The sequence below is a fragment of the Agrobacterium leguminum genome (genome assembly GCF_005144435.2).
Classification (GTDB): domain Bacteria; phylum Pseudomonadota; class Alphaproteobacteria; order Rhizobiales; family Rhizobiaceae; genus Agrobacterium; species Agrobacterium leguminum.
Genome location: NZ_CP120212.1, coordinates 234,620 through 253,745, shown reverse-complemented (window position 1 = coordinate 253,745; position 19,126 = coordinate 234,620). Strand labels below are relative to the sequence as shown.

Below are 19,126 nucleotides of genomic sequence, written 5' to 3'. Positions count from 1 at the left end.
AGTTGGTTGGGCTCGATGGTCCCCGGCGACCGACTTAATGGCTGCAAGGTCGAAAATGATGCGAAGTTCAGGAATGCCGGCGGCTTTTCAGCCCCTGCCACCTGCGAGCCTCAGAGCGCCATTCTCACCGATGACGACATCCAGCTCACCATATCCGCCTATGGAAAGATGCGGCGTTTCGATGAGATGGGAGTGGGTGGCGTTGATGACGACCACGGTTGCGCCCATACTTTCCCCGGCCTGAATGCCGGCGGGGGCGTCCTCGAAGACGACACAGTTTTCAGGCGCGACGCCGAGCTTTTCCGCCGCCTTTTTATATCCTTCCGGATCAGGCTTGCCGTTCACCACGTCCTCGGCGCAGATCATCACCGGAGGCGGGGTGAGGCCTGCGGCCGCCAGCCGGCGTTCGGCGAGCGCGCGGGCAGCGGAGGTGACGATGGCCCATTTGCCGGCCGGCAATTTTTCGAGAAATGCCGCAGCCTCGGGAATCTGGAGGATGCCGTCGACATCGTCCATTTCCTTCTGCAGCAGCATCGCCGCCTGTTCCGCGACATCGAGACCGGGAACGGCCTCGCGGCGCACCACTTCCGACGCGCGCATGCCATGGATGCGCTGCAGGAAAGCGTTCGGCTCTATGCCGTTGTCCACGGCCCATTCGCGCCAGACCCGCTCCACCACCGCAATCGAGTTGAGCAATGTTCCATCCATGTCGAACAGGAAGGCCGCATAGTCTTGCGAAAATATCTGGTTCTGCGGCGGGACTTTGCTGTGCATCTCATTCTTCCGTTGAAGCTGTCGGGACGCCTCTCTCTACAGCATCGGCGGACACAACGGAATCGCTTTTCCACCTTGAAGGCATAATGCGGTCATCTGGCCGAAGGCGGATATTGTCCCGGAATCGGACGTTCGCGTGTTCCGCGACTCGCCGGGTTGGGGTAGGGGAGAAGGCGTGCCCATCTCGCGATGCCGGGCGTCAGGTTGCAGCAAGGATGAGCTGCTATCGTGAGTTTTCACGAGCGCCGGAAACGCGCTAAATCAAAAGGTAATGAGGGATTTTGAATGTTTCGCATGAAGTTTTTCGGGGCGGAATTTTCTTAACGAATCCACCGCTTCAAGGGCGGCGTTAACCATTTGTTAACCATATTCGAGGTACCTAATTGTCAACGATTTGTTTACCAAGATGACCAAAGTGCTAACAGACCAGCGTTCGATCCGTATCAAAGGCCGCTCCTTCCTCGCAGTCGTCCTGTCTCCCGAATCTCCGGTCGGTCAATGGCTGGAAAGGCTCGATGATCTTGCCGCCCGTTCGGCGGGCTTCTTCCTGTCGCGTCCGGTGGTTCTGGATGTGTCGGAGCTATCGCTCGACAAGGCGGGGCTGAAGGAGCTGCTGGCGGCGCTGACGGAGCGCAATGTCGGCATCATGGGCATCGAGGGCGTTCGCCCCTCGATGATCGAGCCGGGCATGCCGCCGTCGCTGAAGGGCGGAAAGCCCGCTTCCGATGTCGAGGTTGAGCCGGTCGCCATCGCCGCCGAACTGCCGGAGGAAAAGCCGCGCGCTGCCGGCGAGGTCAGGGCCGTCGTGCCGTCGCTGGTCATCAACGAGCCGGTTCGCTCCGGCCAGTCGATCATGTTTCCCGAGGGTGACGTGACTGTCATCGGTTCGGTCGCCTCGGGGGCGGAAATCATCGCCGGCGGTTCGGTGCATATTTACGGCGCCCTGCGCGGTCGCGCCATGGCCGGTTCGCTCGGCAATGTTTCGGCGCGCATCTTCTGCCGCAAGCTCGAAGCGGAGCTTCTGGCCATCGACGGCGTCTACAAGGTGGCTGAGGATATTGACGACAAGCTGCGCGGCCAGCCCGTTCAGCTCTGGCTGGAAAACGATACGATAAAGGCCGCAAAGCTTGGCTGATAACAGAGAAACAACACAGGAACAGGAGAGCCATATGGGGAAGGTAGTCGTTGTAACTTCCGGCAAGGGCGGGGTGGGAAAGACCACCTCGACCGCAGCGCTTGGCGCCGCACTGGCGCAGAACAAGGAGAAGGTCGTGGTCGTCGATTTCGATGTCGGCCTGCGTAACCTCGATCTCGTCATGGGTGCTGAACGCCGCGTGGTTTACGATCTCGTCAACGTCATCCAGGGCGACGCTAAGCTGACGCAGGCGCTGATCCGCGACAAGCGCCTCGAGACGCTGTTCCTGCTGCCTGCCTCGCAAACGCGCGACAAGGACAATCTGACGCCGGAAGGTGTCGAATGGGTCATCAACGAGCTGAAGAAGCACTTCGACTGGGTGATCTGCGACAGCCCCGCCGGTATCGAACGCGGCGCGACGCTGGCCATGCGCCATGCGGATGTGGCCGTCGTCGTCACCAATCCAGAAGTCTCCTCGGTGCGCGACAGCGACCGCATCATCGGTCTGCTGGATTCCAAGACGCTGAAGGCCGAACGCGGCGAGCGCATGGAGAAGCATCTGCTTCTGACGCGTTACGACGCTTCCCGCGCCGAGCGTGGCGACATGCTGAAGGTCGATGACGTTCTGGAAATCCTTTCCATTCCGCTGCTCGGCATCATTCCCGAAAGCACGGATGTGCTGCGGGCCTCGAACGTCGGTGCGCCTGTTACGCTGGCGGATGCCCGCTGCGCGCCGGCCATGGCTTATTTCGACGCCGCCCGCCGTCTGTCCGGTGAGGATATTCCGGTGGTCATTCCGGGCGAGAAGCGTGGCATCTTCTCCAAGATCTTCGCAAGGAGGGCTGCATGAGCATCTTCAGTCTTTTCCGCAAACAGAAGTCGGCACCGCTTGCGCGCGAACGCCTGCAGGTGCTGCTCGCCCACGAAAGGGCATCTTCCGGCTCCGATCTGGTCGCCATCCTCAGGGAAGAAATTCTCGGCGTCATCGCCAAACATGTGCAGATCGACAATGATCGGGTGCATGTGAAGATGGATCGCGACGAACATGTCTCAATTCTGGAGATCGATGTCGAGATTCCTCTGGGTGCCGATCTACGCGCCGCGTAAGATACGTGTCGAAAAACGCCGCCCGCCACCGGGCGGCGTTTTTATTCCGCTGTCGTATCGACGGGTTTTCGAAATGCCTCGGCCAGATCGCCGGGCAGCGGGCGCTTCAGGTTGATGCCGTTTGGCGGGATCGGCGCGTTGAACCATTTGTCGTAGATTTTCTCGATTTCGCCGCTCTCATAGATTTGGCCGAGCGCTTCGTTGACGGCGTCGCGGAAGCCGGTATCGCCGTGGCGGAGCATCAGGCCATAGGGCTGCGGCGGAGCGAGATATTCATCGGAGATGACGTAGTCTTCCGGCTTGCCGGTCTCGGCAACGAAGGATCGCAGAAGTATATCGTCCATGACGAAGGCCGAGGCACGGTTTTCCGTCACCATGTCGAAACTGCCCTCGGTGCTGTCATTTTGCAGAACCGCGACGTTCAACCCCAGTTTGCGATTGAGCACGTTGAGTTGGGTGATGTTGATGGTTCCCGTCGTCACCACCACCGTTCGCCCGGCGAGATCGGCGACGGTGTTCAGGCCGCTCGATTTCAGCGCCACATAACGGGTGCCGGTGATGAAGTGGCTGTAGGAGAACCACACGGCCTTGCGTCTCTCTTCCGTATTCGTGCTCGCCACGCATTCCATGTCCATCGTGCCGTCATTGAGAAGCATGATGCGGTTGCTGGGCGTGCGCTTGACGAACTCGACCTTCAGTTCCGGCAGGCCGAGCTTCTTCTTGATGGAATCCGCCACTCTCAGGCACAGCTCGATGCTGTAGCCGATAGGCTCCGGCCCGGCGCCGAGATAGGAAAAGGGAATATTGCGATCGGCATAACCGAGCTTGATGGTGCCGGTTCTGGCAATGGTTTCAAGTGTCGGCGGTTGGGCATCCTCGCTCACCGCCTGGGCGGGAAGAAGACTTGAAAAAACGAGCATAAGCCATAATGTCGATCTCTGCATCGCGCATCTCCAGCCAAATAATCCGTCAAAACATTTTCATGAAAATCGATACGGGTGGACGCCTTGCGCTCTCAGTCCTGGTATTCGCTCGGATGTTCGTATGCCTGTTTCAGAGAGGCGGCCATCGGCAGGTTCAGGTTCATGCCGTTTGGGGGAATGGGCTTGGTGAACCACTTTTCATAAAGGCCATGAATGACCGGCCCGGTGAAAATATGCCGAAGGCTCTCATTGACCGCCGCCTTGAAACCCGGATCGTTGCGCCGGAAAACCAGGCCATAAGGCTCGGGGGCGCTCAGCGTTTCCTCAGAAAGCGCATAGAGGTCCGGATTCTCTGACGTTGCCGCCAGCGCCGCGAGCAATATGCCATCCATGACAAAAGCGGAGGCCTTGCCGGAAACCACGAGTTCGAAGGCCTCCTCATTGGTTTTCGTCGGCATCACCGAGATATTGAGGTTCTTCGCCCGGTTCACGGCGTTGAGCTGCTCGATATTGACGGTGCCGGAGGCGGATGTGACGGACCGCCCGGCGAGATCGGCAAGGCTTTTCAGATTGTCCTGCTTGCGGGAGAGAAACTGCGTCGCGGTCATGAAGTTGGGATAGGAGAAATCCACGATCTTGCGGCGTTCGCTATTGTTGGTGGTGGCCGCGCATTCAATGTCGATCTGGCCGCCGCGGACAAGGATGAAACGGGTCGCGGGCGTCGCCTTGACGTATTCGAGTTCGATCCTGTCGAGCTTCAGCTTCCTGCGAATATCTTCGCTGATCGCCCGACAAAGATCGGTCGAGAAACCGGTGACCTCCCCATTCGGCAATTGATAGGAAAAGGGCGGTTCGGCTTCGCGATAGCCGATGCGGATCTTTGCGGTTTTGGCGATCTGCTGAAGCGTATCGCTTTCGCCGGCAGCCTGGAGAGGCGTGATGGGAGCAAGGCATGTGAGGAAAAGGCAAAATACTGAAAGACGCATTTTATGTCCTCTGGGCCGGCGGCCGGTTTCTCAAATGGCTTTTTGTGGTGGGCAATAGGTTTCCTGTGTCGGTCGACCGATATCGCCGAATTCATCCTTCGCAATCGGAGCGATGACGGCGCGGTTCTTGAGAATGCGGGCAAGCGGCGCGGGCTCGGCAAAATAATAGCCCTGCGCTTCGTCGCAGCCGGAAAGCTTGAGCGCTTCGACCTGCTCCCTGTTTTCAACGCCCTCGGCGGTGACCTTCAGGCCGATCTGTTCAGCCATGTCGATGACGGTGTTGACGATGGCGGAACACATGGGATTGGATGGCAGGCCGGAGACGAATTCCCGGTCGATCTTGATCTTGTCGAAGGCGACATGGGTGAGCGTGCTGAGGCCCGCATAACCGGTGCCGAAATCGTCAAGCGCGAGGCGAACGCCCCTTTCCTTCAGCAGTTTCAGGGCTCGGGCGCTGTTGTCACGCTCCAGCATGACCGTTTCCGTCACTTCCAGTTCAAGCCGTTCCGCCGGGAAGCCGGATGTTTCAAGTGCCCGGTCCACTATCGGTACGATGTCGTCATTGCTGAGCTGAACGGCGGATAGATTGACGGCGAGCCTGATATCCTTCGGCCATGTCATCGCATCCCTGCAGGCCTGCGCCAGAACCCACTCGCCCAACGGCTTGATGAAGTTGTTTTCTTCGGCAAGCGCGATGAAGCGGTCCGGTGCGATGAGGCCAAGCTTGCTGTGCCGCCAGCGGGCCAGAGCTTCATAAGCGACGATGCGACCGCTCTGCAGATTGACGACCGGCTGGTAGTGCAGCTCGAATTCCTGGTTTTCGAGCGCGGATTTCATGTCTATTTCCAGCGCATGCTTGTGTTGCGCCGCCATGTCCATGCCGGGCTCATAAAAGACGAAATAGCCGCAGCCCATTGATTTTGCTCGGTAAAGGCCGAGATCGGCATGTTGCAGAAGCTGCGTTGCGGATGTGCCGTGGCCCGGCGCGCAGGCGATGCCGATGCTGGTGTCGATGCTGATATCGCTGCCTTCGAGACTGAAACTGCGCGAGACGGCATGCACCACCCGCGCGGCCAGCATCGCCGCATCGCTCTCGCAGTCGCCGTTTGCCGATTGTATGATCGCGAATTCGTCGCCGCCGAGACGGCTTACCATGTCGTTTTCACCCAGCACGGCGGAAATCCGTGAGGCCACCGCCACCAGCAGGGCATCGCCGGCGGCGTGTCCGAGTGTGTCATTGACGGCCTTGAAGCGGTCCAGATCGAGCAGCATGACATTGAACGGCTGGCCTGACGCGGCAAGCTGTTCGAGACGGTTTTCCAGCGTCTTCATCAGCAGCACGCGGTTAGGAAGTCCGGTGAGCGCATCGTGATGGGCCATATGTTCCAGCTGCTGCGCCATATCGCGAATCTGCCGCAGGCGTCCGCGTTCCAGAACAGCCTCGCGCAACGTCTCGATGGCGGTGGCCATGTCGCCGATCTCGTCCCGCCGCTCCTGAAACGGCGTGGCGACATCCGTTTCCTCGCGGGCGATCCGAAGCGTCGCCTGCACCAGCGCCGGGACCGGTTTCAGGAAATGTCGGGCGATGACGGTCACAAGCACGCCGGTGACGGTCAAGACCACGATCAGCGCGGCGAGCGAATTATAGATGAGCTTGCGCTGCGCGCCATAAAGCGCGTCCGAGCCGCCGATGCTGACGGCGACCGCGCCGATGGGTTTCTTCGTTTCCGTACTGATGATCGGCAGCAGGCCGATATAATGGCTGGATTCGCCGATATTCGCAAAACCGGTGGAAAAACGCGCGGCGACCGCATCCCGGGAAAAGATGGGATCGGTGGCGAGCGGCTTTTCATCGTCGTCGGTGGCGTTGTCGAAAGCCGCCGCGATCTGCCGGAAGCCGGAATCCGCTTCGTCATAACGGAAAAGCCAGACGGCATTCTTGGTCTGTGCGCCGATAAGCGCGAGAACGTCGCTGGGGTTGAAGCCGGTGACGAGAATGGATTCGTCGTCGCCGATGGGCTTGTCGGTCAATATGCCGTTGACCTGCCCGTCGGCATCGGCGGTGACGCTGACATAGGTGTAGATGCTGCGAAGCGTGGCGCTGGCGATCTGCGAATTGACGCGCGCCTGGTTGAGCCATTGCTCGCTGGCGGCGGCGACGAACATATACCAGCCGACAAGCGCGCCGATGCTGTAGGAAAAGATCACGCCGCCGAGGAATATCAGGGTTATCTTGCTGGCGAGCGAACGCCGCCGCGAAAACCGGCCTGTTTCCGGCTGCGTTGGCGAGCGAAGCGTGTGGCCCGGTTCAACCTGTCTATCTGTCCCGCGATAGGCAGTCTCTTCCATTCGCGATAGTCCCCCGCGATGTCGCGTTATAATTGTTTTATGGAATTTTATAGGGCATGCATTTCAATGCTGTCTGCTAAATAATTCAACAAAGTTTAGATGTGATTAAGAATTAATCCGTCTTTTTATAGTCGTAGCTTATATAAGAGATGGCGTTCCTGCACCTCAGGTTGAAAAAATCGGAGGTTAGAAATGAATCGTCAAGGATAAACTCCAAAATTCTGCGATCTCCGCCATGTTTCCCGATCCGGCATACCGGTCATCGATAGCGCGGCAATTGGCCTTGCCAACTGGCCGATAAACGGCATGTTGTGCGCGACATGCCGCTTTCAGGGAAGATATCATGGCTCATAAAGGCAAAAACATCGCGCAGCTTTCCGTTCTCCTCCAGAGCGGCCATCTCGATTCGCGTGCCCTGGTGGAAGAGACGCTGGATGCGATCGGCGGAGAGGACGATCAGGCGATTTTTGTCGAGTTGACGGCAGCGCGGGCGATGTCGGAGGCGGAAGCTGCGGCAAAACGCATTGGTGAGGGTCGTTCCTGTGGTGTGCTCGATGGTATTCCGGTGGCCTGGAAGGACCTGTTTGACCTTGAAGGCATGGCGACCACGGCGGGATCGACGGTGCTTGCCAACGATAAGCCTGCGTCTCACGACGCGGATGTGGTGACGGCGCTGAAACAGGCGGGCATGATCTGCATCGGCCGCACCAATATGAGCGAGTTCGCGTTTTCCGGTCTCGGCATCAATCCGCATTACGGTACGCCACGTAATCCTGCTTCTATGGATGGTCACCGCCTGCCGGGCGGCTCTTCATCGGGCGCGGGCGTCGCCGTGGCTGCCGGTCTGGTGCCGGTGGCGATAGGCACCGATACCGGCGGATCGGTGCGTATTCCCGCCGCCTTCAACGGCGTGGTGGGTTACAAGGCAAGCCGTGGCCGTTATTCGATGCGCGGGGTTTATCCCTTGGCGAAAAGCCTCGATTCGCTCGGCCCCCTCACGCATACCGTGAAGGACGCCGTCTGGGTGGATGCCGCCATGCGCGGCAAGGCGGCTGCCGATCTCACACGCGCGCCTCTTTCCGGCCTGTCGCTGGTGGTGCCGGAAACGGTCTTTTTCGATGGCATCGAGGATGGCGTCGCAGCCGCTTTCGAGCAGGCGGTGGAACGTCTCGTCCGCGCCGGCGCCTCGGTGCGGCGGCAGGCATTCCCGATTTTTTCGGAATTGTTCGATCTTATCAGGGAAAAGGGTGCGCTGGTGACGGCGGAAGCCTTCGCCCTGCACAAGACCCGGCTGGAAGGTGCCGACGCCGCCCGCATGGATCCGCGCGTGGTGGCCAGAGCAGGGCTCGGCGCGAATATTTCCATGCCGGACTATATCGCCATCATCGAGGCGCGCGAACGCATGACGGCGGCGTTTTCCGGCATGATAGGCAGGCAAGAGCTGCTGGTGTCGCCGACATTGCCGCATGTCGCGGCCAAGGTCGCGCCGCTTCTCGAGAGTGATGATGCCTTTTTCGCCATGAATGCGAAGACCCTGCGCAACACCCAGATCGGCAATTTTTTCGATCTCTGCGGTGTTTCGATCCCCTGCGGAACGGGCGATGCGGGCATGCCGGTCGGCCTGCTGCTTTCCGGCCTGCACGGCACTGATGACCATGTGCTGGGTGTCGCGATGACGGCGGAAGAAATCGTTCGGGGTTGAGGAGAGGGCGGTTCACACAGTCATTCTCCGTCACCCCGGACTTGATCCGGGGTCCAGCGCGATCAAGTCTTTGATCGTGAAAGACTCCTGACGCCGCGCAGACGCGCGGCTGCTGGATGCCGGATCAAGTGCGGCATGACGGAGAGAGTACTTGGCCGCCTCCTCCCATAGCCTCACCGCGCCGCCCAATTCGCGCCACGGCGGAACATGGTCTTCATCTGCGGCACGGAAAATTCCTTGGCCTGATGGCCAAGCGCCGAATAGAAGACCCGGCCCTTGCCGTATTTGCGTTTCCAGACAACCGGCATCACCACGCCGTCAATCCACCAGGCATGATCGCCGGTGAATTTCGTCGTCGCCAGCACCTCGTTGGAGGGGTCGACATGCATGTAATATTGCTCCGACGTGTAGGGGAAATCGGCAATCCCCTCCATCAGCGGGTCGTCGGGACGAGTGATGTTGACGTGGTAGTCGATGATATTGCCGGGATGGGCAACCCATTGGCCGCCGATCATGAACTGATATTCGACGCATTCGCGGAAACTATCGCCCGCACCGCCATGAAAGCCGGCAATGCCGACGCCGTTTTCCACGGCGGCCGTCAGGTTCTTGATCTCTTCCTTTTCGATCTTCGACATGGTGACGATGGGCACCACGAGGCTGAGATCATGCACCGAAGGATCGGCGAAGGCCTCCGTGCTGTGCTCTACATAGACCTTGAAACCGTCCTCCTCCAGCATGTCCTTGACGATGGTGGCGCATTCCTGCGGCTCATGGCCGCTCCAGCCGCCCCAGACGATGAGTGCTTCGCGCATTATTTCCTCCTCCGGATTATTTGCCGAGCTGGCCGTCGACCAGCGATGTTTCGAGCGGAGCCGGGCGCTCCGCCTTGGTGGTGATGGAAACGGCGGTGCCGCTGTCCGATGCGGTCTGGAAGGCTTCCATCACCTCCAGCACATGCAGGGCAAGATCGCCATTGGCGCGATGCGGGCGGTTTTCGCGGATCGCATGGGCCATATCCGCTACGCCTATCGAACGGTAATTGCCGTCCGCATAGGGGGATGACAGGGCCTGCGGCTCGAACTGGCCGCCCTTCTTCAGCAATTGCACCTCGCCGCCGAAATGGTTGGGATCGGGCACGATCAGCGTGCCTTCAGTGCCATAGAGTTCCAGCGGCACATGTTTGTGGCCTGCCACATCGAAGCTCATGCCCACCTGCACCACGGCGCCGTTCTCAAAAGCCAGCACGCCGGACACATGAGTGGCGACATGAACAGGGATTTTTTCGCCGTTCTTCGGCTCGCTGGTGATGAGGCGCTCATTGCGCGGGGCGATGGCAAAGCCCGCCACTTTGGCGACCGGGCCGAACAGATTGACGAGATCGGTGATGTAATAGGGGCCCATATCCAGCATCGGCCCGCCGCCAACCTCGTAATAAAAGGCCGGGTTGGGGTGCCAGCGCTCATGGCCGGGGCACATGAATGTGGCGGTTCCGCCGACCGGCCGGCCCAGCACGCCCTCATCGATCAGCCTGCGTGCGGTCTGGTGCCCGCCGCCGAGGAAGGTATCCGGGGCCGAACCGATGCGAAGGCCCTTTGTCTTTGCCGCATCCGCAAGCCGTTTGCCCTCAGTGAAATTGATGCCGAGCGGTTTTTCGGAATAGGCGTGTTTACCCGCGTCAAGCGCGCGCAGGCCAACCTCCACATGCGCCTTGGGAATGGTCAGATTGACGATGATCTCCACGGAAGGATCGGAGAGAAGCGCGTCAATGCTTTTTGCCTGGAGGCCGAATTCATTGGCGCGGGCCTTCGCAGCCTCCTCGTTCATATCCGCAAGACCGCGAATGTCGAGAATGGGAAACGACGCCATGGCCTTGAGATAGGCGCTGGAGATGTTGCCGCAGCCGATGATGCCGATACCGACCCTGTTCATGTGATTTCCTCCCGTAAATCAGAAATGCCGAAGCCCGTGCTCAACCTTGCTGGTCAGAGTGCCGGTCCCGTGGTGTTCCATGGCGATTCGTAAAGCTCGTAAAGCGCAACGGCCGCAGCCCCCTGCGCCCATAATTCGTCGCTCGCAATGTCGAAAACCAGCTCGGCGACGCCGGCCAGCGAAGGCGGCACGGCGGCGTTGTAGCTGTCGCGGATGCTGGCGATGAAGGGTTCGCCGAGCTCGAGGCTGGAGCCGGTGATGATGACCCGCGGCGGCGCAAACAGCGTGACAATATTGGCAAGCGTCAGGCCGAGCGCTGCGCCGGCGCGCAAAGCGGCCGCGATGAGATCGTGGTCTTCCGCCGCAATCAATGCATGGGCATGCTGCATGCCACGGCCGAGCCGGATCGCCTCGGCAAAGCGCCCATCCGCCGGGCGGGAGCCCAGAATGGCGTTTTCGCCCGCCTGGCTCGCCAGCCGCACCGTGCCCTCATTGGCAAGGCCGATGACGAGATCCCCGAGATTGTGGCTGAGCCCGCCGGCACCACGAAAAAGCTGGTTCTGGTGCAGCACGCCAAGCCCGAGCGTCTGTTCGAGCGAAATCAGCACCATGTCTTCCAGATCGCGGGCATGGCCGAACCAGTGATGGGCGAGCGTGATGGCGTGGGCGTCGCTTTCGATAATCGTCGGTGAATTCAGCCGCGCCGTCATTTCCTCGGCGAAATTGACGTTCACTTCCCGCAATATGGGGCTGCTGCGAATTTTCCCGGTGCGATGCTCGATAACGCCGGGCAGGCCGAGGCAGACCATGTCCACATCCTCAAGCGAAAGACCGGCATCGACGACGCAGCGCCGCACCCCGTCCTCCACCAGATCGGCGATGACGCCGATGGGCTGGCGGTCGACACGGATCGGCAGGGCAAGCGTCGAAAGCACGTTGCCGCAGAAATCGGTGACGACGAAGACCATGCGGCTTGCGGCGATCTTGGCGCCCACCACGCGGGCCGCATCCGGGTTCAGTTCCAGCATCACGCGCGGCCTGCCGCGTGCGCCTTCAGTGCGGATATCGCCGATATGACGGGTGAGGATAAGCCCGTCATCGAGCAGCGAGGCGGTGATTGCCGAAACGGTGGTGGTGGAAAGCTGCGTTCTTTCGCTGATTTCCACCCGCGAGATCGGCCCATGGCGGCGGATGCTGTCCAGCACGCTCAGCCTGTTGATCGCGCGCATTAATTCGGGGTCTGCGGTCTTCATGGGGTCCTGCTGCGATCGGGTTCGATCTAAAACGAATTTATATCGGATTGCGGATTAAATAACGTCTGCCGGGAGGGGTGTGTCAAGCCATCAGGGTAAAAAATCAGCAACCCGCCTTGACATTGGGCAGGGTGTGGGGTGAATTAATCCGCATTGGGGAATAAATGGTGAGGAACCCCAGGGAGGATCACGAACATGACCTATTGGCACGCAGGCGCAAGCCTGAGCGGCAGGCGGATCGCCTTTGCCGCAACGACAAGCATAGCCCTGATGTTCGGCGCGGCCAGCGCCTCGGCGGCGACCGTCGTTAAATGGATGCATGTGGAATTGGACCCGAAATCCGTGGCTGTCTGGGAGGAGATCGCCAAGGAATACGAGGCCAAGCACCCCGATGTCGATATTCAGCTGCAGTTCCTCGAAAACGAGGCTTTCAAGGCAAAATTGCCGACGCTGCTGCAATCCAACGACGTGCCGGATTTCTTCTATAGCTGGGGTGGCGGCGTTCTCGAAGAACAGTCCAAGACCGGTGCGCTGAAGGATCTGACCGAGGTTTTCGACGCCGATGGCGGCAAGCTGCGTCAGGCCTATAATGCATCCGCAATCGACGGCCTGTCTTTCGATGGCAAGGTCTGGGCCGTGCCCTACAAGGTCAGTCTCGTCAGCTTCTTTTACAACAAGGAGCTGTTTGCCAAGGCCGGTGTGAAGGCCGAGGACATCAAGACCTGGGACGATCTCAGCGCCACGGTCAAGAAGATCAAGGAAGCGGGCATCGTCCCGATCGCGGGCGGCGGCGGTGAAAAATGGCCGATCCATTTCTACTGGAGCTATCTCGTCATGCGCAATGGCGGGCAGGCCGTGTTCGATGCCGCTCGCAAGGGCGAGGGCGAAGGTTTTATGGATCCGGCGATCATCAAGGCGGGTGAACAGCTGGCGGAGTTCGGCAAGCTCGAACCCTTCCAGCCCGGCTATCTCGGCTCCACCTGGCCACAGGCGCTTGGCGTCTTCGGCGACGGCAAGGCGGCGATTATTCTCGGTTTCGACAATACGGAAGCCAACCAGCGCAAGAATGCCGGTGACGGCAAGGGGCTTGCCGCCGACAATATTGGCCGCTTCGCCTTCCCCGTCGTCGAGGGCGGCGCGGGCAAGGCCACTGATACGCTGGGCGGCCTGAATGGCTGGGCGGTCACGAAAAACGCGTCGAAGGAAGCAATCGATTTCGCCACCTTCCTGACCAGCAAGGAGAGCGAAGAGAAGATGGCTGCTGCCGGCATGATACTGCCGGTTGCGAGCGGGGCGGACGGCGCGGTGAAGAACCCGCTGCTGGCGGATTCGGCCAAGCAGCTTGCCGGCTCCACCTGGCACCAGAACTTTTTCGACCAGACGCTGGGCGCTGCCGTCGGCCGCGTCGTTAATGATGTCTCCGTCGAGATCGTTTCCGGCCAGATGAGCGCGGAAGAGGGCGCCAAGCAAATTCAGGACGCTTTCGAGCTTCGCTGATTGTGTTCCATGACGGCGCTGCGCGGGACGCGGCGCCGCAATATCTGCCTCAATGAAAGCGGATAGAGATGACGGATATTTCCATGACTTCTGCGTCGATACCGGCGCGCGGCGCGGCGAAGACAAAGCGCAAGCAGAGTTCGGTCGCGCATGACCGGGCGCTGACCCTTCTGGTCTTCCTGCCGCCCGCCCTGCTGCTCTTTACCCTGTTCGTCATCCTGCCCATGGGCGAGGCGGCATGGTACAGCCTTTACCGCTGGAACGGCTATGGCACGCCGACCGATTTCGTGGGCCTGCGGAATTTTCAGGTCCTGTTCGGCAATGCCGCCTTCTCGCAGGCCCTGCTCAATAACGGCCTCATCATCCTGATCTCGGTTCTGATCCAGATCCCGCTGGCGATCTGGCTTGCCATGATGCTGGCGCACCGCATTCCCGGCGTCGTCGCCTTCCGGCTGGTTTTCTTCCTGCCCTATGTCCTGGCGGATGTCGCAGCCGGCCTGATCTGGCGTTTCGTTTATGACGGCGATTACGGTCTGTTTGCCGCCATCTCCAATTTCTTCGGCTTCGCCAATCCTTACGTGCTGGCCGACAAGGATGTGGCGATCTATGCCGTGCTCGGCGTCATCGTCTGGAAATATTTCGGTTTCCACATGATGCTGTTCATCGCCGGACTTCAGTCCGTCGACAAGAATGTGCTGGAAGCAGCCGAAATCGACGGCGCTTCCGGCTGGCAGAAGTTCCGTTATGTCACGCTGCCGATGCTCGGCTCCACGGTGCGCCTTTCCGTCTTCTTTGCGGTCATCGGCTCATTGCAGCTCTTCGACATGATCATGCCGCTCACCGGCGGCGGGCCGTCCAACTCCACGCAGACCATGGTTACCTTCCTCTACACCTATGGCGTCATGCGCATGCAGGTGGGGCTTGGCAGCGCGGTCGGCGTCGTTCTCTTCATCATCTGCGTGACGCTCGCCTTCGGTTACAAAAGGATTTTCATGCGCCATGACTGACACATCCACCTCCGTCCGCATGCCGCTGCAAACCAAGCTTTATCTTTATATTTCGCTGAGCCTGATTGCGGCCATCGTGCTCATCCCGTTGCTCACCACCGCACTTGGCGGCTTCAAGACGCTGGGAGACCTGCGCGTCAACCCGTTCGGCATTCCGGCCGAATGGCAATGGGCCAATTACGGCGATATCCTCTTCGGCAAACGTTACTGGCTGCAGATTTTCAATTCGCTGGTCATTGCGCTGTTGACGGTGTTCCTGACGCTGACCGTCTCGGCCATGGCCGCCTTCACCTTCGCGCATGTGAAGTTCTTCGGCTCGTCCTTCCTGCTCAATTATTTCCTGCTGGGACTGATGTTTCCTGCGGCCACCGCCATCCTGCCGCTGTTCATCCGCATCCGCGATCTTGGCCTGCTAGACACCTATTGGGGTGTGGTGCTGCCGCAGGTTGCCTTCGGGCTTGGCATGAGCATTCTCCTGTTCCGCAATTATTTCCGCAATCTGCCGGAAGAGCTGTTTCAGGCGGCCTTTGTGGATGGCTGCGGTTATCTGCGCTTCTTCTGGCATATTTCCGTGCCGCTATCGCGGCCGATCGTGGCGACCGTCGGCATCGTGTCCTTCGTTGGCAGCTGGAACAGCTACATCCTGCCGCTGATCATGCTGAATTCGGAATCGAAATATCCCTGGCCGCTCGGCATCATGGTGTATCGTGGCGAATTCGGCACCGAATGGCAGCTCGTTCTCGCCTTCATCACGCTGACGATCCTGCCGACCGTCATCGTCTTCTTCCTTGCACAGAAACACATCATCGCGGGCCTGACGGCCGGTGCCGTCAAATCGTGACTTGAAAGGAGCAAAACATGGCTTCCGTCGAACTTAGGGATATCCGCAAGTCCTACGCCGCGCTCGATGTCATTCACGGCATCTCGCTCGATATTACGGACGGCGAATTCATCGCGCTGGTCGGTCCTTCCGGCTGCGGCAAGTCCACGCTTTTACGCATGATCGCCGGGCTGGAGGAAATCACCGATGGGGATATTCTCATCGGCGACAAGGTGGTCAACGGTATGACCCCGCGCGAGCGCAACATCGCCATGGTGTTCCAGTCCTATGCGCTTTATCCGCATATGACGGTGGCCGAAAACATGGGCTTCAACCTGAAGCTTGCCGGCCAGCCGAAAAACATCATCGAGGAGCGCGTGGCGGAAGCCGCTCGCATGCTCGATCTCGGCAAGCTGCTGGATCGCAAGCCCTCGCAGCTTTCCGGCGGTCAGCGCCAGCGCGTCGCCATGGGCCGCGCGGTGGTGCGCAATCCGGCCGTCTTCCTGTTCGATGAGCCGCTGTCCAACCTCGACGCCAAGCTTCGCGTGCAGATGCGTAGCGAAATCAAGGCGCTTCATCAGAAAGTCGGCACCACCTCCATCTATGTCACCCATGACCAGATCGAGGCGATGACACTGGCGGATCGGGTCGTGGTGCTCAATCACGGTCGCATCGAACAGCAGGGCACGCCGCTCGAGCTCTACAAGACACCCGCCAATCTCTTCGTCGCGGCCTTCATCGGCTCGCCGGCCATGAATCTCATCGAATGCGTGGTCGATGGCGAGGGAGACCAGCCGGCCGCCCGGCTGAAAGACGGAACCGCGATCCGCATTGCCGCCTCTCGAAAGGTCAAACGCGGCCAGCCGGTGACGATTGGCTTGAGGCCGGAACATATCGGCTCAGCCATCGGCGGCGATGTGTCGCTCTCCGGCCGGACACTGCTCGTGGAGCCGACAGGCGCACAGACCCATGTGATATTCGAACTGGCGGGCGATCATGTGACGGCGGTGGTGGATGGCGAGCAGCCGGTCAAGGTCAACACCCCCTTTGCCGCCACCGTGCACCATGAGCGTGTGCACGTCTTCGACAGGGCGAGCGGACTGGCGCTTTAAGCGCCTTCCGCATTTTCAACGAAATGCGGAAATTCTCTCGTCTCTCCGCTTTTGGGGCTTGTTTGAAAATCACGAGCGGTTAGCTTGGCGCTTGGGAAAAAGGCGGATTACCGCGAAACTGTATCGATGCAGGAGGAGATTTTTATGAGAACGATCAAGGGACCGGGTCTTTTTCTCGGCCAGTTTGCCGGTGATGCCGCACCCTTCAACAGCTGGGACGACATTACCAAATGGGCGGCGGAAAAAGGCTACCTCGGCGTGCAGGTGCCGACCTGGGCCGGGCAGCTGATCGATCTCAAAAAAGCAGCCGAATCGAAAGACTATTGCGACGAGTTCGCCGGTGTCGCACGCCAGAACGGCGTGGAAGTGACCGAGCTTTCCACCCATCTGCAGGGCCAGCTCGTCGCCGTTCATCCCGCCTATGACGAGGCCTTTGACGGTTTTGCCGCACCGGAAGTGCGCGGCAACCCCAAGGCGCGTCAGCAATGGGCGGTGGAGCAGGTGAAGCTGGCGCTGAAGGCGTCGAAAAATCTCGGCATCAAGGCGCATGCGACCTTCTCCGGTGCGCTTGCCTGGCCCTTCGTCTACCCGTGGCCGCAGCGCCCGGCCGGTCTGGTGGAAACAGCCTTTGACGAACTGGCGAAACGCTGGACGCCGATCCTCGATTATGCCGATGAGCAGGGTGTGGATGTCTGCTACGAAATCCATCCGGGCGAAGACCTGCATGATGGCGTGACCTTCGAGATGTTCCTGGAGCGCGTGAAGAACCACAAGCGCGCCAACATGCTCTACGATCCCTCGCATTACATTCTGCAATGCCTCGATTATCTCGACAATATCGACATCTACAAGGACCGCATCAAGATGTTCCACGTCAAGGATGCCGAGTTCAACCCGACCGGACGGCAGGGCGTTTATGGCGGTTATCAGGGCTGGGTCAACCGCGCGGGCCGGTTCCGTTCGCTGGGTGACGGGCAGGTGGATTTCGGTGCGGTTTTCTCGAAAATGGCGGCCAATGATTTCGATGGCTGGGCCGTGGTCGAATGGGAATGCGCGCTGAAGCACCCTGAAGATGGCGCCCGGGAAGGAGCCGAATTCGTCAAGGCGCATATCATCCGCGTCACGGAAAAAGCCTTTGACGATTTCGCATCGAGCGGCACGGACGATGCGGCCAACCGCCGTATGCTTGGGCTTTGAGAGCATTTCAGGGGAGATATTATGGCTATTGAAGGAAAGACAACCGACAAGGCGAACAGGCGGATTCGCCTTGGCATGGTGGGCGGCGGTTCGGGTGCATTTATCGGCGGCGTTCACCGCATGGCCGCGCGGCTCGACAATCGCTTCGATCTCGTGGCGGGGGCTCTGTCCTCGACGCCGGAAAAATCCCTTGCCTCCGGCCGTGAGCTGGGGCTCGATCCCGAGCGTTGCTACGGTTCGTTCGAGGAAATGGCCGAAAAGGAAGCGCTGCGCGAGGATGGCATCGAGGCAGTGGCGATCGTCACCCCCAACCATGTGCATTATCCGGCCGCCAAGGCGTTTCTGGAGCGCGGCATCCATGTCATCTGCGACAAGCCGCTGACCTCCAATCTGGAAGACGCCAAAAAGCTGAAGCAGGTGGCCGACAAGGCCGATGCCCTGTTCATCCTCACGCATAATTATACCGGCTATCCCATGGTGCGGCACGCGCGGGAACTGGTGGAGGCCGGTGAGCTCGGCAATATCCGTCTGGTGCAGATGGAATATCCGCAGGACTGGCTGACGGAAGCGGTGGAACAGACCGGTGCGAAACAGGCTGTCTGGCGTACCGATCCGGCGCAATCGGGCGTCGGCGGCTCCACCGGCGATATCGGCACCCATGCCTATAATCTCGGCTGCTTCATTTCCGGTCTGGAAGCGGATGAGCTGGCGGCGGATGTGCACACCTTTGTCGAAGGCCGCCGGCTGGACGACAATGCGCATGTGATGCTGCGCTTCAAGCAAAAGGGCGGCAAGCAGGCGGCCAAGGGGCTGCTCTGGTGCAGCCAGGTTGCGGTCGGCCACGAAAACGGGCTGAAGGTTCGTGTTTATGGCGACAAGGCCGGTATCGAGTGGACGCAGGCGGACCCGAACTATCTCTGGTTCACGAGGCTTGGCGAACCCAAGCAATTGATCACCCGCGGCGGCGCCGGGGCAGGGGCTGCCGCAGCGCGCGTCACCCGCATTCCGTCCGGCCACCCGGAAGGTTATCTCGAAGCCTTCGCCACCATCTATACCGAGGCAGCGCATGCCATCGAAGCCCGCCGCACCGGCTCGGCGCTCGACAAGGCGGTGATTTACCCGACCGTGGATGACGGGGTTAAAGGTGTCGCTTTCGTCACGGCCTGCATCGAGTCCGGCAAGAAGAATGGCGGCTGGGTGAAGCTGTAAGATTGTGCGCGGCGTATTTCTTCTCCCCGCCGGGGAGAAGGTGGCCCGAAGGGGCGGATGAGGGGGCAAGCTCTCGGTTTATCTCTACCGGTGCCCCCTCATCCCGCTGCCGCGACCTTCTCC

17 protein-coding genes are annotated in these 19,126 nt (G+C 60.0%); 10 read left to right on the top strand and 7 right to left on the bottom strand.

The genetic code is table 11. The features are described 5' to 3' along the window. Nucleotides 1–87: 87 nt before the first annotated feature. Nucleotides 88–774 carry an HAD family hydrolase gene (locus CFBP4996_RS15725; protein WP_059757355.1) on the bottom strand — a complete coding sequence of 229 codons (687 nt, stop codon included), beginning with the start codon at nucleotides 772–774 and terminating at the stop codon, nucleotides 88–90. Between the two features lie 406 nt (nucleotides 775–1,180). On the opposite strand from CFBP4996_RS15725, the gene minC reads away from it, so the two are divergent. From minC to minE, 3 genes are read left to right on the top strand one after another with little or no spacing between them, the layout of a single operon-like run. Then, entirely contained in the window at nucleotides 1,181–1,909 is a 729-nt protein-coding gene (minC, locus tag CFBP4996_RS15720) for a septum site-determining protein MinC (protein ID WP_162936102.1), read from the top strand. Nucleotides 1,910–1,943: 34 nt separating this feature from the next. Continuing rightward, a complete protein-coding gene (gene minD, locus CFBP4996_RS15715) occupies nucleotides 1,944–2,759 on the top strand; it encodes a septum site-determining protein MinD (RefSeq protein WP_003506498.1) in 816 nt (271 codons plus the stop codon). Continuing rightward, complete coding sequence (minE, locus tag CFBP4996_RS15710; protein ID WP_020809474.1) at nucleotides 2,756–3,016, top strand: cell division topological specificity factor MinE; 261 nt, start codon at nucleotides 2,756–2,758, stop codon at nucleotides 3,014–3,016. The genes minD and minE overlap by 4 nt, the downstream gene beginning before the upstream one ends. Before the next feature lie 41 nt (nucleotides 3,017–3,057). Here minE and CFBP4996_RS15705 read toward each other — a convergent pair whose 3' ends face one another. The 3 genes from CFBP4996_RS15705 to CFBP4996_RS15695 all read right to left on the bottom strand — a co-directional run bounded on the left by CFBP4996_RS15705 (nucleotide 3,058) and on the right by CFBP4996_RS15695 (nucleotide 7,274). After that, nucleotides 3,058–3,960, bottom strand: a complete 903-nt coding sequence (locus CFBP4996_RS15705) for an amino acid ABC transporter substrate-binding protein (RefSeq protein WP_080854605.1) — start codon at nucleotides 3,958–3,960, stop codon at nucleotides 3,058–3,060. A 71-nt stretch (nucleotides 3,961–4,031) separates the two neighbouring features. Beyond that, the gene (locus CFBP4996_RS15700; protein ID WP_080854606.1) at nucleotides 4,032–4,925 is read right to left on the bottom strand and encodes an amino acid ABC transporter substrate-binding protein; all 894 of its coding nucleotides are present in this window, start codon (nucleotides 4,923–4,925) and stop codon (nucleotides 4,032–4,034) included. 30 nt (nucleotides 4,926–4,955) lie between these two features. Further along, on the bottom strand, nucleotides 4,956–7,274 hold the full coding sequence (locus CFBP4996_RS15695; protein ID WP_080854607.1) for an EAL domain-containing protein: 2,319 nt from the start codon (nucleotides 7,272–7,274) through the stop codon (nucleotides 4,956–4,958). 343 nt (nucleotides 7,275–7,617) lie between these two features. Here CFBP4996_RS15695 and CFBP4996_RS15690 point away from each other — a divergent pair, with 343 nt between their 5' ends. Next, the gene (locus CFBP4996_RS15690) at nucleotides 7,618–8,976 is read left to right on the top strand and encodes an amidase (protein WP_080854608.1); all 1,359 of its coding nucleotides are present in this window, start codon (nucleotides 7,618–7,620) and stop codon (nucleotides 8,974–8,976) included. Between the two features lie 173 nt (nucleotides 8,977–9,149). Here the strand turns inward: CFBP4996_RS15690 and CFBP4996_RS15685 are convergent, their stop codons facing one another. The 3 genes from CFBP4996_RS15685 to CFBP4996_RS15675 are packed head-to-tail and all read right to left on the bottom strand — an operon-like array spanning nucleotide 9,150 to nucleotide 12,161. Further along, nucleotides 9,150–9,791, bottom strand: a complete 642-nt coding sequence (locus CFBP4996_RS15685) for a ThuA domain-containing protein (protein ID WP_003500892.1) — start codon at nucleotides 9,789–9,791, stop codon at nucleotides 9,150–9,152. 16 nt (nucleotides 9,792–9,807) lie between these two features. Further along, nucleotides 9,808–10,908, bottom strand: coding sequence for a Gfo/Idh/MocA family protein (locus tag CFBP4996_RS15680; protein ID WP_080854609.1), 1,101 nt, complete (start codon nucleotides 10,906–10,908; stop codon nucleotides 9,808–9,810). A gap of 53 nt (nucleotides 10,909–10,961) precedes the next feature. Next, a complete protein-coding gene (locus CFBP4996_RS15675) occupies nucleotides 10,962–12,161 on the bottom strand; it encodes an ROK family transcriptional regulator (protein WP_020809468.1) in 1,200 nt (399 codons plus the stop codon). A gap of 195 nt (nucleotides 12,162–12,356) precedes the next feature. On the opposite strand from CFBP4996_RS15675, the gene CFBP4996_RS15670 reads away from it, so the two are divergent. The 6 genes from CFBP4996_RS15670 to CFBP4996_RS15645 all read left to right on the top strand — a co-directional run bounded on the left by CFBP4996_RS15670 (nucleotide 12,357) and on the right by CFBP4996_RS15645 (nucleotide 19,003). Beyond that, nucleotides 12,357–13,658, top strand: coding sequence for an ABC transporter substrate-binding protein (locus CFBP4996_RS15670; RefSeq protein ID WP_080854610.1), 1,302 nt, complete (start codon nucleotides 12,357–12,359; stop codon nucleotides 13,656–13,658). A 68-nt stretch (nucleotides 13,659–13,726) separates the two neighbouring features. Beyond that, complete coding sequence (locus CFBP4996_RS15665) at nucleotides 13,727–14,665, top strand: carbohydrate ABC transporter permease (RefSeq protein WP_020809466.1); 939 nt, start codon at nucleotides 13,727–13,729, stop codon at nucleotides 14,663–14,665. Then, entirely contained in the window at nucleotides 14,658–15,506 is an 849-nt protein-coding gene (locus tag CFBP4996_RS15660) for a carbohydrate ABC transporter permease (RefSeq protein ID WP_078052712.1), read from the top strand. The genes CFBP4996_RS15665 and CFBP4996_RS15660 overlap by 8 nt, the downstream gene beginning before the upstream one ends. Nucleotides 15,507–15,523: 17 nt before the next feature. Then, nucleotides 15,524–16,597 (top strand): ABC transporter ATP-binding protein, encoded by a 1,074-nt coding sequence (locus CFBP4996_RS15655; protein WP_080854611.1) that lies wholly within the window; start codon nucleotides 15,524–15,526, stop codon nucleotides 16,595–16,597. 144 nt (nucleotides 16,598–16,741) lie between these two features. Continuing rightward, nucleotides 16,742–17,794, top strand: a complete 1,053-nt coding sequence (locus CFBP4996_RS15650; protein WP_080854908.1) for a sugar phosphate isomerase/epimerase family protein — start codon at nucleotides 16,742–16,744, stop codon at nucleotides 17,792–17,794. Between the two features lie 21 nt (nucleotides 17,795–17,815). Further along, entirely contained in the window at nucleotides 17,816–19,003 is a 1,188-nt protein-coding gene (locus tag CFBP4996_RS15645) for a Gfo/Idh/MocA family protein (RefSeq protein WP_080854612.1), read from the top strand. The last annotated feature ends 123 nt before the right edge of the window (nucleotides 19,004–19,126 follow it).

Excerpts from the sequence above, each read along its gene's own strand:
- CFBP4996_RS15725 (WP_059757355.1), bottom strand. The coding sequence starts at position 774 with ATGCACAGCAAAGTCCCGCCGCAGAACCAGATATTTTCGCAAGACTAT.
- minC (WP_162936102.1), top strand. The coding sequence starts at position 1,181 with ATGACCAAAGTGCTAACAGACCAGCGTTCGATCCGTATCAAAGGCCGC.
- minD (WP_003506498.1), top strand. The coding sequence starts at position 1,944 with ATGGGGAAGGTAGTCGTTGTAACTTCCGGCAAGGGCGGGGTGGGAAAG.
- minE (WP_020809474.1), top strand. The coding sequence starts at position 2,756 with ATGAGCATCTTCAGTCTTTTCCGCAAACAGAAGTCGGCACCGCTTGCG.
- CFBP4996_RS15705 (WP_080854605.1), bottom strand. The coding sequence starts at position 3,960 with ATGCAGAGATCGACATTATGGCTTATGCTCGTTTTTTCAAGTCTTCTT.
- CFBP4996_RS15700 (WP_080854606.1), bottom strand. The coding sequence starts at position 4,925 with ATGCGTCTTTCAGTATTTTGCCTTTTCCTCACATGCCTTGCTCCCATC.
- CFBP4996_RS15695 (WP_080854607.1), bottom strand. The coding sequence starts at position 7,274 with ATGGAAGAGACTGCCTATCGCGGGACAGATAGACAGGTTGAACCGGGC.
- CFBP4996_RS15690 (WP_080854608.1), top strand. The coding sequence starts at position 7,618 with ATGGCTCATAAAGGCAAAAACATCGCGCAGCTTTCCGTTCTCCTCCAG.
- CFBP4996_RS15685 (WP_003500892.1), bottom strand. The coding sequence starts at position 9,791 with ATGCGCGAAGCACTCATCGTCTGGGGCGGCTGGAGCGGCCATGAGCCG.
- CFBP4996_RS15680 (WP_080854609.1), bottom strand. The coding sequence starts at position 10,908 with ATGAACAGGGTCGGTATCGGCATCATCGGCTGCGGCAACATCTCCAGC.
- CFBP4996_RS15675 (WP_020809468.1), bottom strand. The coding sequence starts at position 12,161 with ATGAAGACCGCAGACCCCGAATTAATGCGCGCGATCAACAGGCTGAGC.
- CFBP4996_RS15670 (WP_080854610.1), top strand. The coding sequence starts at position 12,357 with ATGACCTATTGGCACGCAGGCGCAAGCCTGAGCGGCAGGCGGATCGCC.
- CFBP4996_RS15665 (WP_020809466.1), top strand. The coding sequence starts at position 13,727 with ATGACGGATATTTCCATGACTTCTGCGTCGATACCGGCGCGCGGCGCG.
- CFBP4996_RS15660 (WP_078052712.1), top strand. The coding sequence starts at position 14,658 with ATGACTGACACATCCACCTCCGTCCGCATGCCGCTGCAAACCAAGCTT.
- CFBP4996_RS15655 (WP_080854611.1), top strand. The coding sequence starts at position 15,524 with ATGGCTTCCGTCGAACTTAGGGATATCCGCAAGTCCTACGCCGCGCTC.
- CFBP4996_RS15650 (WP_080854908.1), top strand. The coding sequence starts at position 16,742 with ATGAGAACGATCAAGGGACCGGGTCTTTTTCTCGGCCAGTTTGCCGGT.
- CFBP4996_RS15645 (WP_080854612.1), top strand. The coding sequence starts at position 17,816 with ATGGCTATTGAAGGAAAGACAACCGACAAGGCGAACAGGCGGATTCGC.